Genomic DNA, 16,302 nt, shown 5'->3' with positions numbered 1-16,302 from the left:
TTGGCATGGTCTGGGGTTTGACCGTATACTCATTATTGAGTTGCGAATCTTTGGGGGTATTGTACCTTATTGTCATAAGATGTCAAGCAAATCTTGGATTAAATTCTGGCTCCAATCCCGTTTTTGTTGTAGTTCAACTCAAGAAATGAGCCGTTTGAGAATCCCGTAAATTAGACGAAATAGGGCAGTTACGGCGACGGCTGATAGTGCTGTCAATATTGGTAAAATGATGACCTGGGTAACTTCAAGATTACCGGGTCCAGTGCCAACCCAAAAAATGATCGCAAAAGATATCCCAGCAATAATCAGCAGATCCCATTTTTCTACCCAACGGCGCACTTGAGCTAATAGTAACCCCGCTAACAGGAAGCCAGCAATCCCCAAAATCAAAGGTATTGTATCTAACAACGACCACAACACCATCACCAGTAATCCCCCCTCAAAGCCGGTAAATGCTGCTGAGGCTAGAATTTCCAGGATGGAAAAAGGCCGCCTGAGGGTGGGGGTTGGCGGTTGAATTTGAGTAGCTACTGGTGCGGACACTGGGGCGCTTTGAGGAGTTACAGAAGGCGCAGGAACTACGGGAGGAGGTGGCGGTGGCGGTGGCGGCGATATCATGGCATTGAGGGCTGTTAATACCTCGGTAGCGGCTCCAAAGCGATCGCTAGGGGTAGGTTGTAACATCCGGTCAAGAATATTAGCCAGGGAATCAGAAATTGTCACCTGATCTTTCCAAATCCAAGCATTGCTGTAGTTATCAAACAAATCTTCAGGGTCTTTGGCTGTTAATAACATAATTGCTGTGACCGCCAAAGCATATAAATCGGTAGATGGATATACACTGCGACCTCGCATTTGTTCTGGGGGAGCAAATCCGGCAGAATAGATTCCGGTGGATTTATTTCCTGGTGCTTGGGTGACTTCCTTAACCGCGCCAAAATCGAGCAAATGGAGAGTGCCAGAGCGATCGCGCATAATATTAGAGGGCTTAATATCGCGGTGGATGACATCTTCCCCGTGGACAAATTCCAGGATATTCAGAATTTCCCGCATTACTTCCAGCACTTCCGTTTCGGAAAACAGACCCCGGCTTGATAGTTCCTGTTCCAGGTTCTGACCGTCGATATATTCTTGAACTAGATAGAAAAATTGCTGAGGGGTGCGAGTTTGCCAACCTGTTGCTTCCAGGGGAAAATAGGCTAACAAATTGGGGATTTGAGGATGTTGGTGTCCGAGGCGATCGAGAACCTGGGCTTCCCGTTCAAATAATTCTTGGGCGATCGCTAATTGTTGGGGGCCCAAGTCTCCGGCGGGGAGAAACTGCTTAACAACACAGGTGCGTAAACTTGGCGATCGGCGATCGCGCGCCAAAAACGCCGCCCCAAACCCCCCCTGACCCAATAGACGTTCCGTGAGGTAGCGCCCATCTAAAATCAGGGGCATACCGCAGGTAGTACAATACTTCTGTTGTACCGTTTTGAGGTTGGCATGATCATCAAGGTCAGGATATAAGTTGTCTGGCCTGGGACAACCGGGGCGAGTACAGTAGATTTTCATCGGAAGTTAGGTTGGGCTTATCGCCTGAGTTTATTTTCACTAAAAAAGTGCGGCTACCCTAGGATTTTGGCAAAAATGCACCTGATGGTCAATTAATCTGCGGATCAGAATGAGAAAATAGGGGTAAGATCTCACGGCTGAAGGCTTCGGCGGCTTTGGATTGATAGCGATTAGGATTAACAATTACTGATAACATCCGTTTAACCGTTACTGAATCAATGGTAGCCCGATGCAGCATCCCCATTTGGATCTCTTTTTCAATAGCCGAGGTAGAAACAAAAGCGGCTCCCAGTCCGGCTTGTACAGTATTTTTAATAGCCTCAATGGAGTTAAGTTCCATTTCTATCCGTAAGCGACGCGGATCAATATCATAGCGACTGAGGACTTGATCAATCACCTTGCGAATAGTCGATTGAGCATCTAGGGCGATAAACTTTAGGTTATACAGGTCTTCCTTTTGAATAAAGTCTTTTTCAGCCAAGGGGTGAAATACAGGTAAAACCAGGGCTAGTTCATCCTCAATATAAGGCTGAACCTTGAGACAGTCCTGCAATTCCGGCGGGATCTTTCCCCCAATGATGGCTAAGTCAATTTGTCCGTTAGCAACACTCCAAGCGGTGCGACGGGTAGAGTGGACATGAAGTTGCACGGCCACATCTGGGTATTTTTGCCGAAACATCCCAATCATCCCCGGTAGGAGATAGGTTCCGGTAGTCTGGGAAGCACCGACAATTAGGGTTCCCCCTTGTAGGTTTTGTAAGTCTTCGATCGCACGACAGGTTTCTTGACATAGGGAAAGTATCTTTTCCCCATAACTAATCAGTAAATGTCCGGCTTCGGTAAGTTTAGCGCGACGACCAGCGCGATCGAACAGGGGAACATTTAATTGTCGCTCTAAATTCTGTACTTGTAGGCTGATCGCAGGTTGGGAGACATAGAGACTATCGGCGGCTCTTTTAAAACTCCCTTCAGAGGCGATCGCCTTGAGAATTCGTAATTGATCCAGGGTAAACGGAACGTCTGACATCAGTAAATAAAAGTGCTATTCGATGTGCTAGTGTGTTGGAAGTCGAACCCCCCACTACAGACTACAAGGGCATCTGTTCTGAGGTCGCTTCGTTAACCTCCACAACAGAAATCTCTAAGTTTTCCGGTGGGAGTTGTGTACTAGAGAAATTGGGTAAAATCTCCTGCATGAATGCAGATGCTGCTTTTGATCTATAGCGATTAGGGTTATAAATCACTGATAACATCCGTGTGATGGTGACTCGATCAATTTTAGGAATTTGCAATACTCCCATTTGTAACTCTTTCTCAATGGCGGATGTGGAAACAAAGGCCACCCCCAAACCAGACTGCACCGCATTTTTGATCGCTTCAATAGAACTTAGTTCCATTTCGATTTTGAGGCGACTGGTATCAATCCCAGACCGACTCAATACCTGGTCAATCACTTTGCGGATAGTCGATTGAGCATCAAGGCTGATAAACTTCAACTCGTATAAATCATCATGTTCGATAATTTCCTGTGTCGCGAGGGGATGGGAAACCGACATAATTAGAGCTAGTTCATCTTCTGCGAAAGGAATTACCTCTAATGATTGCGCCAATTCCGGGGAGATCTCCCCCCCGACGATCGCTAAATCAATTTGTCCATTCACCACACTCCAAGCCGTGCGACGGGTAGAGTGAACATGAAGTTGTACCGCTACTTCGGGATATTTGGAGCGAAACATCCCAATCATCCGAGGTAGCAAATAGGTTCCCGTAGTTTGGGAAGCACCGACAATTAGGGTTCCTCCTTGCAGGTTTTGTAAGTCTTCTAGCGCACGACAGGTTTCCTGACACAGGGAAAGCACTTTTTCCCCATAACTCAATAATAGATGACCCGCTTCTGTCAGTTGGGCGCGACGACCTCCCCGATCAAATAAGGGTACATTTAATTGGCGTTCCAGGTTCTGCACTTGCAAGCTGACCGCAGGTTGGGATACATATAGGCGATCGGCGGCTCGCTTGAAACTTCCCTCGGAAGCGATCGCTTGCAAAATGCGTAACTGATCTAAAGTGAATGGAAGATCGGACATGGTGTTAACCTCATCGGCAGACAAAAGATCCGAGAATTAGGTAGCTGAGGATCGTCTTCTTTGAGCATACTGCGAGATGATCTGTATTGGAGCTAACTTTATTATCCGTTGAAGAGGTCAAAATGTCTGATCAATGGCTCAGTCTTAGCCATTTTGTTATGGTGGGGCTACTTCTATGCTTTGCGATCGCCCATAGTGGTCTAGCCGCCCTCCGCCCTGTTGTCGAACAGGTCATCGGTCCCCGGTTGTATCGCATTTTTTTCGCCCTCGTCAGTTTATCCCTGGCTGTGGTCTTGATTATCTATTTCTTTAATCACCGCTATGATGGCCTACAACTCTGGCAAGTTCAGGGTGTACCCGCCGTTAAACCTATCGTTTGGGTCCTCTCGGCTATCTCCTTTCTGTTTTTATACCCCTCTACTTTCAATCTACTGGAAATTGCTGCGATCGCTAAACCAGAAGTCCATCTTCATCAAACTGGCATTATCCGTATTACCCGACATCCCCAAATGGTCGGACAGGTGATCTGGTGTATTGCCCATACTCTCTGGATTGGTACCACCTTTACCCTCCTCACCTCCATTGGTTTGGTTTTACATCACCTTTTTGGAGTCTGGCACGGCGATCGGCGTTTACAAGCCCGTTTTGGCGAATCCTTTGAAACCCTCAAATCCCAAACCTCCGTAATTCCCTTTTTGGCAATTATCCAGGGACGGCAAACCCTCGTTATACAGGAATTCCTCCGTCCCGCTTATCTGGGGGTTGGGGTTTTCATTATCCTACTTTGGAAAGCTCATCCGCTATTAATTCGTGTCACAGGTAACGTAGGCTGGTAGCATGATCCCAGAGATATAAAATGTTCGTTAATAAAATTTAGAGGCATCATGCTTTTATCGGTCAGTGAGCAGCAATTTTCCAAAGAGGTCTTGAGTGCTTCTACACCTATTCTCGTTCACTTCTGGGCTCCCTGGTGCGGCCTGTGTAAACTTATTGTCCCACAATTGGAACAGTTCCAGACCCAGTGGACAGGTCAGGTTCAGGTATTTGGTATTAATGCTGACCAGAATTTAAAGCTGGCCAGTACCTATCGACTTCAGAATCTACCTACCCTAATTCTCTTTCATCAAGGAGAACCACTCTACCGCATTGAACACTTACTCAGACGCGAAGACCTACTCAAGACCCTTAATGGTTTCATGCTTAACTATCAACATGACTGCTACACCCGTCCTTTGAAAACTCCTGAATATCTCCAGTTGGAAGCCTAATGGGGTTGTCAAAATCTACAATTTGTCGAAACAAATTTAACCGGGTTTCTTATACATGGCTATCGGAAATCCGGTTTTTTTCTTGAAGGTGAGATTCAATTGCGTTATGTTTACCCCTCTGTTCCCCAAAACTTTATCCGGTTTTAGCCTCTTATTTGTCCTGACTGCCTGCCACAATGTCAATAATTTATCATCTGATTTATCCCCTATATCCCCATCAACTGTACCCCATAACAACCCAGAAACCCCAGTTAAATGGGAACTAAAAACCGTTAATCAGCAGGGCGGCTTTTTCTGCTCTAATGGTGAGATGGCTGCCGGACCTATCACCCAAAACATGATTAATAAATGCCTCCAATGGGGCGGCGGTTCCGCCTGTTTTAATCACCAATGGTCAGAAACATTATTTCGCCAAGCATACGGAAATAATATCTGTCCCTATGGTTCTCATCTTAACGCCATTACTGGTTATTGTATGGAAGCCAATGACTCATTGGGGCCGTTTCCTCAAGATTTAATTACTGCTTGTCAACAAGAAGGGGGCGGTAATTCCTGCTTATCTAATCGTTGGGATTCACATTTTTTATTAAGTTTAATTCGTCAAGCAGGCTTGATTAATCTCCCTAGTCGCCCTCCTCAATTTGTCTTGCTGGCTTTTGACGGTTCCCGTTCCCTGGAAGCATGGAAAAAATCTCGCCACTTTGCTAAAGATAAGGCTGCTCAAAATATCCCCCTCCGCTTTACTTATTTTATCAGTGCTGTCTATTTTGTCAATACTGGCGATCGCCAACTTTATCAACCACCTGGCGGTCACCGGGTCGGTCATTCGGCGATCGGTTGGGGAGGAACCCCACCAGAAGTTAAACAACGCCTAGAACAGCTAAATTTAGCCTATCAAGAAGGTCATGAAATTGCCTCCCATGCAGTAGGTCATTTTAATGGTAGTCGCTGGACTGAGGCGGACTGGACGCGAGAATTTAACTATTTTGATAAGTTTATTTTTCAATCCCACCAAATTAATAACCTAGAAGGTAGTCTCGCCTTTGACAAAACCGCCATTCAAGGATTTCGCGCCCCCGAATTGGGTCAGGGTCCTGGTTTAGATCAAACCCTACAAAAAAAAGGTTTTCGTTATGATACCAGTAAAGTCGCTCAATCTAACTACTGGCCACAAAAACAAAACGGCATCTGGAATTTCCCCCTCGCTAGTTTAACTACCGCTAAAACCCGTAAAAATGTCTTGTCAATGGACTATAATTTTTATTATGCTCATTCTCAAGCCAAGCCTAACCCTGCTAATGCTCAATTCTACGAAGAAGATACTTTCCAAACCTATCTAAACTATTTTCAAGCTAACTATACAGGAAATCGCGCCCCTATTCACATCGGTCATCATTTTTCCGCCTGGAATAATGGCGCTTATTGGAATGCTATGTTTCGCTTTGCTGAAGCCGTTTGTGGTCAGCCAGAAGTTAAATGTATCACCTATCGAGAATTGGCGGATTTTATGGATTTACTCACCCCAGAACAAATTGCTACCTATCAAAAAGGTGACTTTCCCAAATGGTCGGCTAACGAGTCAGTTGACACGGCTTTAATATCTAGTGATTTATCGGGTTTGGGGGTTAATAATCCTCAATTTTCTGCCGATGATTTTTGCGGTACAGTAGGAGTATATCACGCTAACCGAAGATAATGTAACGCCCTCTGGGTGAGGGCTGTACCCTAGCCGATTAACTGAGTAAACCACGACCATTTTGGTGAAATTCTTGTACAGTTTTATTGGAGAGTTCATGGGTGGTTAAAGATTGCAGAATATCCAAGGGTAGGGTGAGGTGATAAGCACCAGCTTTGAGAGTGGCGACGGCTTCCTCTGGGGACTTGATGCTGGCGGCGAGAATTTTGGTTTCACTTCCGGCGAGAATTTCAGCCATATCTTTAACTAGGGTGATTCCATCTCCTAAAAATCTGGTGGCGCGGTTGACATAAGCGATCGCATATTTTGCCCCCGCTTCTTGGGCGACAGCCGCTTGATATGCACTATAAATCCCCGTCACAGAACAGGCAATTTTAGGCGATAGATGAGCCACTACTTGAAAGCCTAAGCTAGTGGCTGGAACTTTTAAAACTGTTTGTTCTCCCAAAATATTATAAGCTGCCCAAGCCTCCTCCAGCATATTCTCAAAATCTAAGGCAGTTAACTGATAGTAAATCTCCCCCCGGAACAGTTGTTTAAGTCCTTTTAAAGTTGCCTCTGGGGATAGGTCACTTTTAGCCAGTAAAGTGGGATTAGTGGTGACTCCTTTCACCCACCCCCATTGACTAGCTGCTTCAGCTTCCGACAGAATAGCAGAATCCAGATATAAAGCCATGATTTCTGTTTAATAATTTAACCGATTACCAGTTTTGACCGAGACTCTCCGACAATATCTATGGAAATTACCACAATGGCAAGTGGCGATCGCTCCGGGATGTGTCCAGGGTAGACTGGTAGGGTCCGCTGGCCGTTTGGCTGAGTAAATACCACCCCCCCGACAAGCCGCGCCGCCACGCCGATAGGGTCAGCTACGATGTCCCCAAAATTGATAGATACATCGTTGATGGTATGAGATACATCCTTGATGGTATGATAGATGCACCCGACATGGCAGTAAATAGCGACAACCAAGCTAAACACAAACACCAGCATTTGTACTTCCATGTTGATGACCTGTGGGACGTGGGGGAAAGCCGATCGCCAAACCGTAAGACCCAATAGTAGAGGAAAAACTGCTATCTCCTGGTTTGGTGGGTAGGAAGCCCGGGCTGTAATCTTCGATTCAGCGTCGGGTAATTCACTAGAAAGTCCCTTGCCTGATAGTCCCTCAAAATGAGATGATCTCAGATGTAGTCTGAGGGCGATTCCAGAGCCATTCTGAAAATAGAACCATTATCATCTGGTTTCTCTACTCCGGCACTCACACTTTAGAGCGATTATATAGAAAAATACAACTATGGCTGTTGCAACTCAATCACTTGAACAACTCTGCATTAACTCAATTCGTTTTTTAGCTATTGACGCAGTAGAGAAAGCGAACTCAGGCCACCCCGGACTTCCTATGGGTGCGGCCCCGATGGCTTTTGTACTCTGGGATCGCTTTATGCGTTATAACCCCAAAAACCCTAAATGGTTTAACCGCGATCGCTTTGTCCTATCCGCCGGTCATGGCTGTATGCTACATTATGCCCTTCTGCATCTGACGGGCTATGATAGCGTCGGCATCGATGATATTAAACAATTTCGTCAGTGGGGGTCGAAAACTCCAGGACACCCAGAAAACCACCTCACCGAAGGGGTGGAAGTAACTACCGGACCCCTAGGACAAGGTATTGCTAACGCTGTGGGTCTGGCTTTGGCTGAGGCTCATCTAGCCGCGCGTTTTAACAAGCCTGATTGTACTGTGGTAGACCACTATACCTATGTCATCCTAGGCGATGGCTGCAACATGGAGGGTATTTCTGGAGAGGCTTGTTCTTTGGCGGGACACTGGGGCCTCGGTAAGCTGATCGCCTTCTATGATGATAACCATATTTCCATTGATGGCTCTACGGATATATCTTTCACAGAAGATGTAGCCAAGCGCTTTGAAGCCTATGGCTGGCACGTTCAGCACGTTGCTGATGGTAATACAGATTTGGAGGCGATCGCCACTGCCATTGAAAAAGCTAAGGCCGTCACTGATAAGCCTTCCTTGATTAAAGTTACCACCACCATCGGTTTTGGTTCTCCCAACAAAGCTAACAGCCATGACGTTCATGGTGCCGCTTTGGGTAAAGCAGAAGTACAGGCTACCCGCGATCATCTGGGTTGGAGTTATCCTGAATTTGTGATTCCTGATGATGCAATTAAGCATTTCCGCAAAGCAGTCGAGCGGGGTGCGAATTATGAGGATGAGTGGAAAGCCACTTTGGAAACCTACAAATCTAAGTATCCTGAAGAGGCGGCGACTCTCGAACGCTTGCTGAGTGGGAAACTTCCCGAAGGATGGGAAAAATCTCTGCCTACCTATACCCCGGAAACTAAGGCTGATGCAACCCGTAACCAGTCCGGTGTGACTCTAAATGCGATCGCTGGAGTCCTTCCTGAATTGGTTGGCGGTTCTGCTGATTTGGCTCCCTCTAATAAGACTTTACTCAAAGGTTTGGGAGATTTCCAAAAGGGTCAATACCAAAATCGTAACCTCCGCTTTGGGGTGCGTGAACACGCTATGGGAGCCATTTGTAATGGTATCGCTCTGCACCGTTCGGGTCTGATTCCCTATGGCGCGACCTTCCTGGTGTTTACCGATTATATGCGTAATTCTATCCGTTTGTCGGCTCTGTCGGAAGCTCCCGTGCTGTGGGTGATGACTCATGATTCTATTGCTTTGGGTGAAGATGGTCCGACTCACCAACCCGTTGAACATATCGCTTCTCTGCGGTTGATTCCTGATTTGACTGTCATTCGTCCCGCTGATGGTAATGAGACTTCTGGAGCCTATAAGGTGGCGATCGAAAACCGTCACTATCCCACTTTGATGGCATTCTCTCGCCAAAATCTGCCTAACCTGGAAGGTAGTTCCATCGACAATGTGGCTAAGGGTGCTTATGTCCTTAGTGATAACAGTGATGGTACCCCTGATATTATTCTGATTGGTACTGGTGGAGAAACTTACCTCTGTGTTGATGCGGCGGTTAAACTCCGGGAAGAGGGTAAAAAAGTCCGCGTGGTTTCTATGCCTAGTTGGGAACTGTTTGAGAAGCAGGATGCTGCTTACAAGGAGTCGGTTTTCCCTGCCTCTGTTAAGAAGCGTTTGGCGGTGGAAGCCGGTGTTAGCTTTGGCTGGTGCCGCTATGTGACTGATGAAGGTGCTACTATCAGTATTGACACCTTCGGCGCGTCTGCTCCTGGCGGTGTGGTATTGGAGAAATTTGGCTTCACCGTTGATAATGTGGTGGCGAAAGCTAAGGAACTTCTTGGTTAATTAATTACCTAGGTGCGTCAGTCAGAAGAGTTTGTCAGCATTTCATCATCAACATTCTCGCGGTCTGACGCACCCTACCGTCTTAATCGGCAAGGGTGCAACATTGTTTGTACCCTTGTTTTTTTATTTCTACCCGTGAGTATTGATTGATTAACACTGATAAAATATGGAATAGGGCAGGGAAGATTATACAGAGCGATTAATCATACATATTTTAGATATGGTTTAGATAAATTGTGAACTGACCAAACCGACAATGATATGATTTATGATGGAATAAATTATATAATCAATTATTATGAATATGGGCATAACTAAGGTGACAATTTATACGGACGGAGCCTGTAGCGGGAACCCTGGGAAGGGAGGATATGGGGCTGTGTTGATGTGTGGTAGTCACCGGAAGGAAATATCGGGAGGCTTCCGACTAACTACTAATAACCGCATGGAAATGATGGCAGCGATCGCCGCCTTACGAGCCCTCAAATTTCCCTGTTCTGTGACCCTCTATAGTGATTCTAAATATCTCGTAGATGCTATGACCCTGGGATGGGCTAAACGTTGGCAAAAGAATGGATGGCGACGTAATCAGAAGGAATGGGCGAAAAATCCCGATTTGTGGGCGCAATTATTAGGTTTGTGCGAGGAACATCAAGTCCGGTTTGTCTGGGTTAAGGGTCACGCAGGCGATCGCGAAAATGAAATTTGCGATCGTCTTGCTGTAGAAGCTACTCATAGAGATAGTTTACCGCCAGATGCAGGATACGAAAACCCACCCCAACCTCAAGACATCGATTCTATGAGTTAATGTGATCTTAGTGTAATCTTAATTTAATCTCGTGGTTACTCTGTAGAAATTGCCGATAATTGGCTAATCAATTGGCTATAGTTTCTTGAACTGGAATGGTCTGTTGACTTTAAGATAGGGAAGTTGCTTTGTAAATCTTGGAAAAATGGCCCGTTTAGCCCTATTAAGTGTATCTGACAAAACTGGACTGATTGACTTAGCCCGATCGCTTGTGGAAGAATTTGGCTTTGACCTGATTAGTAGTGGGGGAACTGCTAAAGCTATCCAAGAGGCGGGACTACCTGTGACTAAGGTTTCTGACTATACCGGATTTCCTGAAATTCTGGGGGGACGAGTCAAAACCCTGCATCCTCGCATTCATGGCGGTATCCTCGCGCGTCGGGATATTCCCCAGGACGTGGAACAATTACAACAGCATGAGATCCGCCCTATTGACCTGGTAGTGGTTAATCTGTACCCGTTTGAACAAACTATTGCATCCGAAAACGTTACCCTACCAGAGGCGATCGAACAAATTGATATCGGTGGGCCTACCTTACTGCGGGCTTCTGCTAAAAATTTCGCCCATTTGACCGTCCTTTGTCACCCTAACCAATATGGGGACTATCTCCAAGAAATGCGAAACAGCAGCGGCGAACCGAGTTTAGAATTTCGTCAAGGCTGCGCTTTACAAGCCTTCCGTCATACTGGGGCTTATGATCGGGCGATCGCTAATTATTTAGAACATCAAAACACCACCGAAACTAATCCCCTCCCCACCACCTACACTGTGGCCGGAAACCAAATACAAGCCCTCCGCTACGGGGAGAACCCCCACCAACCCGCCGCCTGGTATCAAACGGGAACTGTCCCTAATGGCTGGTCGGCGGGTAAAATTTTGCAGGGAAAACCCCTCAGTTACAATAACTTGGTGGACCTGGAAGCCGCTAGACGGATTATTTGCGAGTTTACTGATGAACCGGCGGCGGCTGTTCTGAAACATACTAACCCCTGTGGGGCGGCGATCGCTAATAGTTTATCGGAGGCTTATCAACGGGCTTTTGCTGCCGACTCCGTTTCTGCTTTTGGGGGTATTGTTGCGCTCAACCGTCCCATTGATGCGGCGACGGCTACAGCCATGACCAAAACTTTTTTAGAGTGTATTGTCGCCCCCGGTTGTGAACCAGAAGCCGAGGCTATTCTCAGGAAAAAGGCTAATTTGCGGGTGTTGATTTTGCCCGATTTAGTTTCTGGTCCCAAGGAAACTATTAAGCTAATTGCTGGGGGTTTTTTGGTGCAGACCTGTGATGATGAAATCGATATCCCTGACCATTGGCAATTAGTCACCGAAAAGAAACCTACCTCGGCACAATTGGCTGAGTTATTGTTTGCTTGGAAAATTGCCAAGCACGTTAAATCTAATGCGATCGTTGTCACCAAAAACCGCACAACTCTAGGGGTGGGAGCCGGACAAATGAATCGCGTAGGAGCCGCTAAAATTGCCCTAGAACTAGCCGGAGAAGATGCTAAGGGCGGATTCCTTGCTAGTGATGGTTTCTTCCCCTTTGATGACTCAGTAAGGACCGCTGCTGCTGCTGGTATTGAGGCTATTGTTCAACCCGGCGGCAGTATGCGAGATCAAGATTCCATTAATGCCGCTAATGAATTAGGTCTGGTCATGGTAATCACCGGAATGCGTCATTTTCTCCATTAAAATAGCCATTCCCCATTGATGTACATCTAAACTCCCCTCTCCCAACAATGGGGAGGGGTTAGGCGTGAGGGAATTTACTGGCTAGGGGAACTGACAAAGTTAGACAAAAGTTTGATATAGCCACTTTGATAATAAATAGCAGGTTCGGTAATTTCCCAGGCTTTTTGGCGGGGGTCATTTTCATCAAAATATGCCTTCATGGGAGGCTCACCAACAGGGGGTTTAGATGAACCAGTATAATATTGATTTGGTCCCCCTACTAAATAGCCAGGAGCCGGACCGCTGGGAGAGTTTAAAGCATGATCATAAATGCCGCCGCCGAACCACTGATGATACATTTTGTTAGCGGATTTTTCCGCTCCGTATTCATACATATTGCTTAAATAAACCATGCTTAATGGGTTGACACCGTGGAGATAATGGAGATGGTCTAAGGCTCGGATTTTATAGCTGTCCGCGTGGTCTGGGTCTACCTCATACAACAAGACATCGTAGTTGGTATTACCATAGTTGGATTCCACTAGGTTACTACCCCAATGATATTGAGGGTCGCTCATATAAGCACGGTAGGGGTCGAGGTCAGAATTACCGTAGGAGGCCTTATTACTTAGCACCATTTCCCGAAAGCGATCGCTTATTTGTTGTTGGATATTTTTATCGCCATTGGCTAGTTTAGTGTATAATAATAGGGCATCCCCTTCATGGGGGTTATACCTCGACCAAGTATCATCTTTAAAGGGTTGAGTTTCCGTTAAATTGGCACTTATATATTGATTATATTTGGTGTCTCCGGTCAGTTGTAATAAATAAACCGCCGCCGTTACAGTTGTCCCTTTTTGTTCCCGTTCGGTTCTATCTGCATCCCCAGATTTAATCGTCTGGGAATCACAATCAGTCCGTTTTGGGTTAGATTGAAACCAGTCCCAAGCAGCGATCGCTCTATTTTGCAGGTCTTCTGCATAGTCCTTCAGAGGCGGAAATTCCCGAAAAACTAACGCCGTATGGGCGAACATTCCCGCCGTCGAGATACTAGCAGAAGAACATTTAGGAGCATAATAACGGGGACGTTTATCAAGACTAGGAAGCTCTGGATTATTATGATCAATCGTACCCAGTTTAATAAACACTCCCCCATCATCATCCTGCATCCGTTTTAACCAATCAATTTCATACTTAATTTCATCTATAATATCTGGGAGATTATTCCCCGATTCGGGAATGTTAAAATCATCAGTCCAAATCTCCCGATTGTGGGAGTAAGCATCCAAAAGTTGATGAATTACCGGAGTCGCAAAAGTTACATATTTATTAGTATCTCCCGCATCAAACCAACCGCCACGCATATCGCGAGCTAAAGCCGGATTATCTGGGTCATAAATATAGCGAGCTTCTGTATCCTGTCCGGGTCCTAAAAAAGCCGCACCATCAGTCCATCTAGGGTCAGCATAAGGGGGTTGTTTAGGAAAGCCACTACGCTGATAAAAAAAGGTACGCATAGCAGTTATCAGAACCTGTTTATAGACATCATCCCTAATCTCAAATTCAAAAGAACGTTGTTGATTTTCGGAATCTATGATATAATAGGAGCCGGGTTTATTGACCGGGGAAAAGTCAAACCACCAAGCGCGATCGCCTGATTGATAATGAATGTTACCATCCAACCAAGGCTGAATTTGACCCCCATAAACTTGTTGATGAGAATTAGCATCCCAAACTTCGTAGGTAGTTCCTGGTGAGAACGATTCCTGGGCATTAAAACCCACTTCGGGAGTAGTAATTACAGCGACTTTATGATCCTGGGGACGATAGCCAAACTGATCAACTTTGATATATTGTCCGGGTTTTATATCAGCTCTGATATTGGGCTGACTCGAAGGGTCAGCATCGCTGATGACTACTATCAAAGCAATAGTTAGCAGGAAACAGACAAACCACCTTAGCATTTAGCTCACCAATTCACCCTAATTCGATCTTATCACTTCTCGAAATTAAAGCCCACCCTGGTTATGATATGGCCAGAATGGGTTATTGTTAAGTTTTATTCAAATTGATTTTCTTTTCGGGGATTGATATTAATTATGCGCCAATTGCTTCTTCCACTGCTGCGAGTCGCTGGGAAGAGTAGCCAATACCGCGAACCGTGAGAATATACTCCGGGTTACGCTGATCAGTCTCAATTTTAGCTCGTAGGCGAGCCACATGAACATCAACAACGCGCATATCAGCAATGCGGCGGGGGGTGTAACCCCACAATTGTTGCAGAATTTCCGAACGAGAAACCGCCTCACCCGATCGCTTAAACAACAGTTCGAGCAAGTTAAACTCGATATATGTTAGGGGCAACAATTTATCGCCTTTGTAAACCCGTCGTTTAATGGTGTCAATGCGGAGGGTGTCAACTTGGATAACTTCAGGACTTAGATCATGGGAAGATGCGTTATCTTTGAACCGACGCAGGATAGCATGAATGCGGGCTTCCAATTCTTTGGGAGAAAAGGGTTTAGTTAAGTAATCATCAGCCCCCAATTCTAAACCAGTGATGCGATCGGCGACATCTCCCAAGGCGGTTAACATAATGATGGGGATATCAGAAATCGCTCGAATTTTTTGACAAACCCCATAACCGTTAAGCCTTGGCATCATCACATCCAAAACTACCAGGTCTGGACTTTCGCGATCGAACATTTCAATAGCTTGTAAACCATCTGCTGCTGCGACAACACTGTAACCGACCATTGACAGACGGGTTGTCAAAATACGTCGAATTGCAGATTCATCATCGGCAATGAGGATTTTTTCAGGATTGCGCCGTTCGTCAACTCGTGCTTTTATGGTCATGTTTACTGCTCTATAAAACTTAAACAAAACCGGACATAGCCGGATCTTGATGTTTATTTCTTGCTTCGTCCGGGACTGTCGGCAGCACCCCGTCCACAAGTGTAATCGTCGGAACCAGGCGATTTTTCTAAATTTCTACTGGCGTTCAAATCTCTATCAATCTTCAGGCCACAGTTTGGACATTCAAAAGTCCGACGGACTAGGGGCATTTTTTGACGATAACCGCAATTAGAACAAAGTTGACTGGATGGATAAAATCTATCGGCAATAATCAACTTTGAACCATAACGTTCTGCCTTGTAACCTAGTTGACGACGGAACTCATAAAATGAGGCGTCCGCTTTTTGCCATCCACGATAAAGGATGCCCCGTTGGTATTGACGCAAGTAGCCAGATTGTCCAGTCCCATATCGATCGCTAGAGCCGTATCGGGTTCCGTGGGAACGGGAGTTTCTTCCACCTCGTAAATAAACTCGACTTCAAAAAAACGGGCATTATATCGAGGGTGAATCCGAACTTCCTGGAGAGTATCGGGAGCGATTCTTTCCGGGAAAGGAATCCAAATTTCGCCCCGCAAGTTGCCCAAGTCGCGAGACACGGGAACTCTAAACTTTCCGTCCTTGATTTGAACCCTCGGCATAATCAGGACAAAATAACCGTCTTTGGGCAGATAGTCAGGGAGTCTAACTTTCTGTGGAAAGGTCCCCTCTTTGAGGGCCTGGCTCAAACGGTAGAAGCTCCGAAAAGTGCGATCGACTACTTTAAGAGTTTGTTGGGCTATATCGGTATTCAAGCGTTTATAGTTCTCGTTTCCCTTACAGTAGTGATAGTTGGACTCGTAGGGAAGGTGTTTCCGAGCCTGGAAGTAATACTGCCATTGAGTGTCAAGTCCTACATTGTAGAGATTTTTACTCAGTCGGCAGAGTTCCCGCAAGGCCTTAAACTCTTGCACTTGAAGTCCTCGTATCTGGTTCTTTTGAGTCAGGTACATAGCTTCTCACGTAAAACTCCTGGGAGGGTTGGAAGCTCCGTGATTGATCACGGAGAGGAA

General features: G+C 45.9%; 14 protein-coding genes and 1 pseudogene. 6 read left to right on the top strand and 9 right to left on the bottom strand.

Annotated elements, in window-relative coordinates:
• Positions 1-138: 138 nt before the first annotated feature.
• From P5683_RS16975 to P5683_RS16965, 3 genes are all read right to left on the bottom strand, one after another.
• Entirely contained in the window at positions 139-1,557 is a 1,419-nt protein-coding gene (locus tag P5683_RS16975; RefSeq protein ID WP_315640569.1) for a serine/threonine-protein kinase, read from the bottom strand.
• Between the two features lie 88 nt (positions 1,558-1,645).
• Positions 1,646-2,584, bottom strand: a complete 939-nt coding sequence (locus P5683_RS16970; protein ID WP_006670096.1) for a LysR family transcriptional regulator — start codon at positions 2,582-2,584, stop codon at positions 1,646-1,648.
• A 61-nt stretch (positions 2,585-2,645) separates the two neighbouring features.
• A complete protein-coding gene (locus P5683_RS16965; protein ID WP_006621378.1) occupies positions 2,646-3,641 on the bottom strand; it encodes a LysR family transcriptional regulator in 996 nt (331 codons plus the stop codon).
• 122 nt (positions 3,642-3,763) lie between these two features.
• Here P5683_RS16965 and P5683_RS16960 point away from each other — a divergent pair, with 122 nt between their 5' ends.
• The 3 genes from P5683_RS16960 to P5683_RS16950 all read left to right on the top strand — a co-directional run bounded on the left by P5683_RS16960 (position 3,764) and on the right by P5683_RS16950 (position 6,605).
• A complete protein-coding gene (locus P5683_RS16960) occupies positions 3,764-4,477 on the top strand; it encodes an NnrU family protein (RefSeq protein ID WP_006621377.1) in 714 nt (237 codons plus the stop codon).
• A 48-nt stretch (positions 4,478-4,525) separates the two neighbouring features.
• Positions 4,526-4,909, top strand: a complete 384-nt coding sequence (locus P5683_RS16955) for a co-chaperone YbbN (protein WP_008057407.1) — start codon at positions 4,526-4,528, stop codon at positions 4,907-4,909.
• A gap of 106 nt (positions 4,910-5,015) precedes the next feature.
• The gene (locus tag P5683_RS16950) at positions 5,016-6,605 is read left to right on the top strand and encodes a hypothetical protein (protein ID WP_315640573.1); all 1,590 of its coding nucleotides are present in this window, start codon (positions 5,016-5,018) and stop codon (positions 6,603-6,605) included.
• Between the two features lie 37 nt (positions 6,606-6,642).
• Here the strand turns inward: P5683_RS16950 and P5683_RS16945 are convergent, their stop codons facing one another.
• Both P5683_RS16945 and P5683_RS16940 read right to left on the bottom strand, forming a co-directional pair.
• Positions 6,643-7,281 (bottom strand): transaldolase family protein, encoded by a 639-nt coding sequence (locus P5683_RS16945; RefSeq protein ID WP_006670093.1) that lies wholly within the window; start codon positions 7,279-7,281, stop codon positions 6,643-6,645.
• A gap of 17 nt (positions 7,282-7,298) precedes the next feature.
• Positions 7,299-7,664 (bottom strand): hypothetical protein, encoded by a 366-nt coding sequence (locus tag P5683_RS16940; protein ID WP_231296426.1) that lies wholly within the window; start codon positions 7,662-7,664, stop codon positions 7,299-7,301.
• A gap of 238 nt (positions 7,665-7,902) precedes the next feature.
• Between P5683_RS16940 and tkt the strand changes: the two genes are divergently transcribed.
• From tkt to purH, 3 genes are all read left to right on the top strand, one after another.
• A complete protein-coding gene (gene tkt, locus P5683_RS16935) occupies positions 7,903-9,912 on the top strand; it encodes a transketolase (protein WP_187758513.1) in 2,010 nt (669 codons plus the stop codon).
• Positions 9,913-10,210: 298 nt separating this feature from the next.
• Positions 10,211-10,720: a ribonuclease HI gene (gene rnhA / locus P5683_RS16930; RefSeq protein WP_006621371.1), complete on the top strand. Its 510-nt coding sequence runs from the start codon at positions 10,211-10,213 to the stop codon at positions 10,718-10,720.
• A 145-nt stretch (positions 10,721-10,865) separates the two neighbouring features.
• Positions 10,866-12,413 (top strand): bifunctional phosphoribosylaminoimidazolecarboxamide formyltransferase/IMP cyclohydrolase, encoded by a 1,548-nt coding sequence (purH, locus tag P5683_RS16925; RefSeq protein WP_006621370.1) that lies wholly within the window; start codon positions 10,866-10,868, stop codon positions 12,411-12,413.
• Positions 12,414-12,487: 74 nt separating this feature from the next.
• Here purH and P5683_RS16920 read toward each other — a convergent pair whose 3' ends face one another.
• From P5683_RS16920 to P5683_RS26485, 4 genes and pseudogenes are all read right to left on the bottom strand, one after another.
• Entirely contained in the window at positions 12,488-14,356 is a 1,869-nt protein-coding gene (locus P5683_RS16920; protein WP_006670090.1) for a glycoside hydrolase family 9 protein, read from the bottom strand.
• A 133-nt stretch (positions 14,357-14,489) separates the two neighbouring features.
• Entirely contained in the window at positions 14,490-15,251 is a 762-nt protein-coding gene (rpaB, locus tag P5683_RS16915; protein ID WP_006621368.1) for a response regulator transcription factor RpaB, read from the bottom strand.
• 53 nt (positions 15,252-15,304) lie between these two features.
• A pseudogene (locus P5683_RS16910) lies at positions 15,305-15,592 on the bottom strand (zinc ribbon domain-containing protein); the annotation flags it as partial.
• Positions 15,556-16,242, bottom strand: a complete 687-nt coding sequence (locus P5683_RS26485) for a transposase (protein WP_006621367.1) — start codon at positions 16,240-16,242, stop codon at positions 15,556-15,558. The gene P5683_RS26485 and the pseudogene P5683_RS16910, both read right to left, overlap by 37 nt.
• Positions 16,243-16,302: the final 60 nt, after the last annotated feature.

The organism is Limnospira sp. PMC 1279.21, from assembly GCF_032349615.1.
GTDB classification, from domain to species: Bacteria; Cyanobacteriota; Cyanobacteriia; order Cyanobacteriales; family Microcoleaceae; genus Limnospira; species Limnospira fusiformis.
This window is presented reverse-complemented; position numbering and strand designations above follow the sequence as displayed.

Coding starts and splice junctions, on each gene's coding strand:
- P5683_RS16950 (WP_315640573.1), top strand. CDS start 5,016: ATGTTTACCCCTCTGTTCCCCAAAACTTTATCCGGTTTTAGCCTCTTA.
- P5683_RS16955 (WP_008057407.1), top strand. CDS start 4,526: ATGCTTTTATCGGTCAGTGAGCAGCAATTTTCCAAAGAGGTCTTGAGT.
- purH (WP_006621370.1), top strand. CDS start 10,866: ATGGCCCGTTTAGCCCTATTAAGTGTATCTGACAAAACTGGACTGATT.
- rnhA (WP_006621371.1), top strand. CDS start 10,211: ATGAATATGGGCATAACTAAGGTGACAATTTATACGGACGGAGCCTGT.
- P5683_RS16965 (WP_006621378.1), bottom strand. CDS start 3,641: ATGTCCGATCTTCCATTCACTTTAGATCAGTTACGCATTTTGCAAGCG.
- P5683_RS26485 (WP_006621367.1), bottom strand. CDS start 16,242: ATGTACCTGACTCAAAAGAACCAGATACGAGGACTTCAAGTGCAAGAG.
- P5683_RS16975 (WP_315640569.1), bottom strand. CDS start 1,557: ATGAAAATCTACTGTACTCGCCCCGGTTGTCCCAGGCCAGACAACTTA.
- P5683_RS16970 (WP_006670096.1), bottom strand. CDS start 2,584: ATGTCAGACGTTCCGTTTACCCTGGATCAATTACGAATTCTCAAGGCG.
- P5683_RS16920 (WP_006670090.1), bottom strand. CDS start 14,356: ATGCTAAGGTGGTTTGTCTGTTTCCTGCTAACTATTGCTTTGATAGTA.
- P5683_RS16945 (WP_006670093.1), bottom strand. CDS start 7,281: ATGGCTTTATATCTGGATTCTGCTATTCTGTCGGAAGCTGAAGCAGCT.
- rpaB (WP_006621368.1), bottom strand. CDS start 15,251: ATGACCATAAAAGCACGAGTTGACGAACGGCGCAATCCTGAAAAAATC.
- P5683_RS16960 (WP_006621377.1), top strand. CDS start 3,764: ATGTCTGATCAATGGCTCAGTCTTAGCCATTTTGTTATGGTGGGGCTA.
- tkt (WP_187758513.1), top strand. CDS start 7,903: ATGGCTGTTGCAACTCAATCACTTGAACAACTCTGCATTAACTCAATT.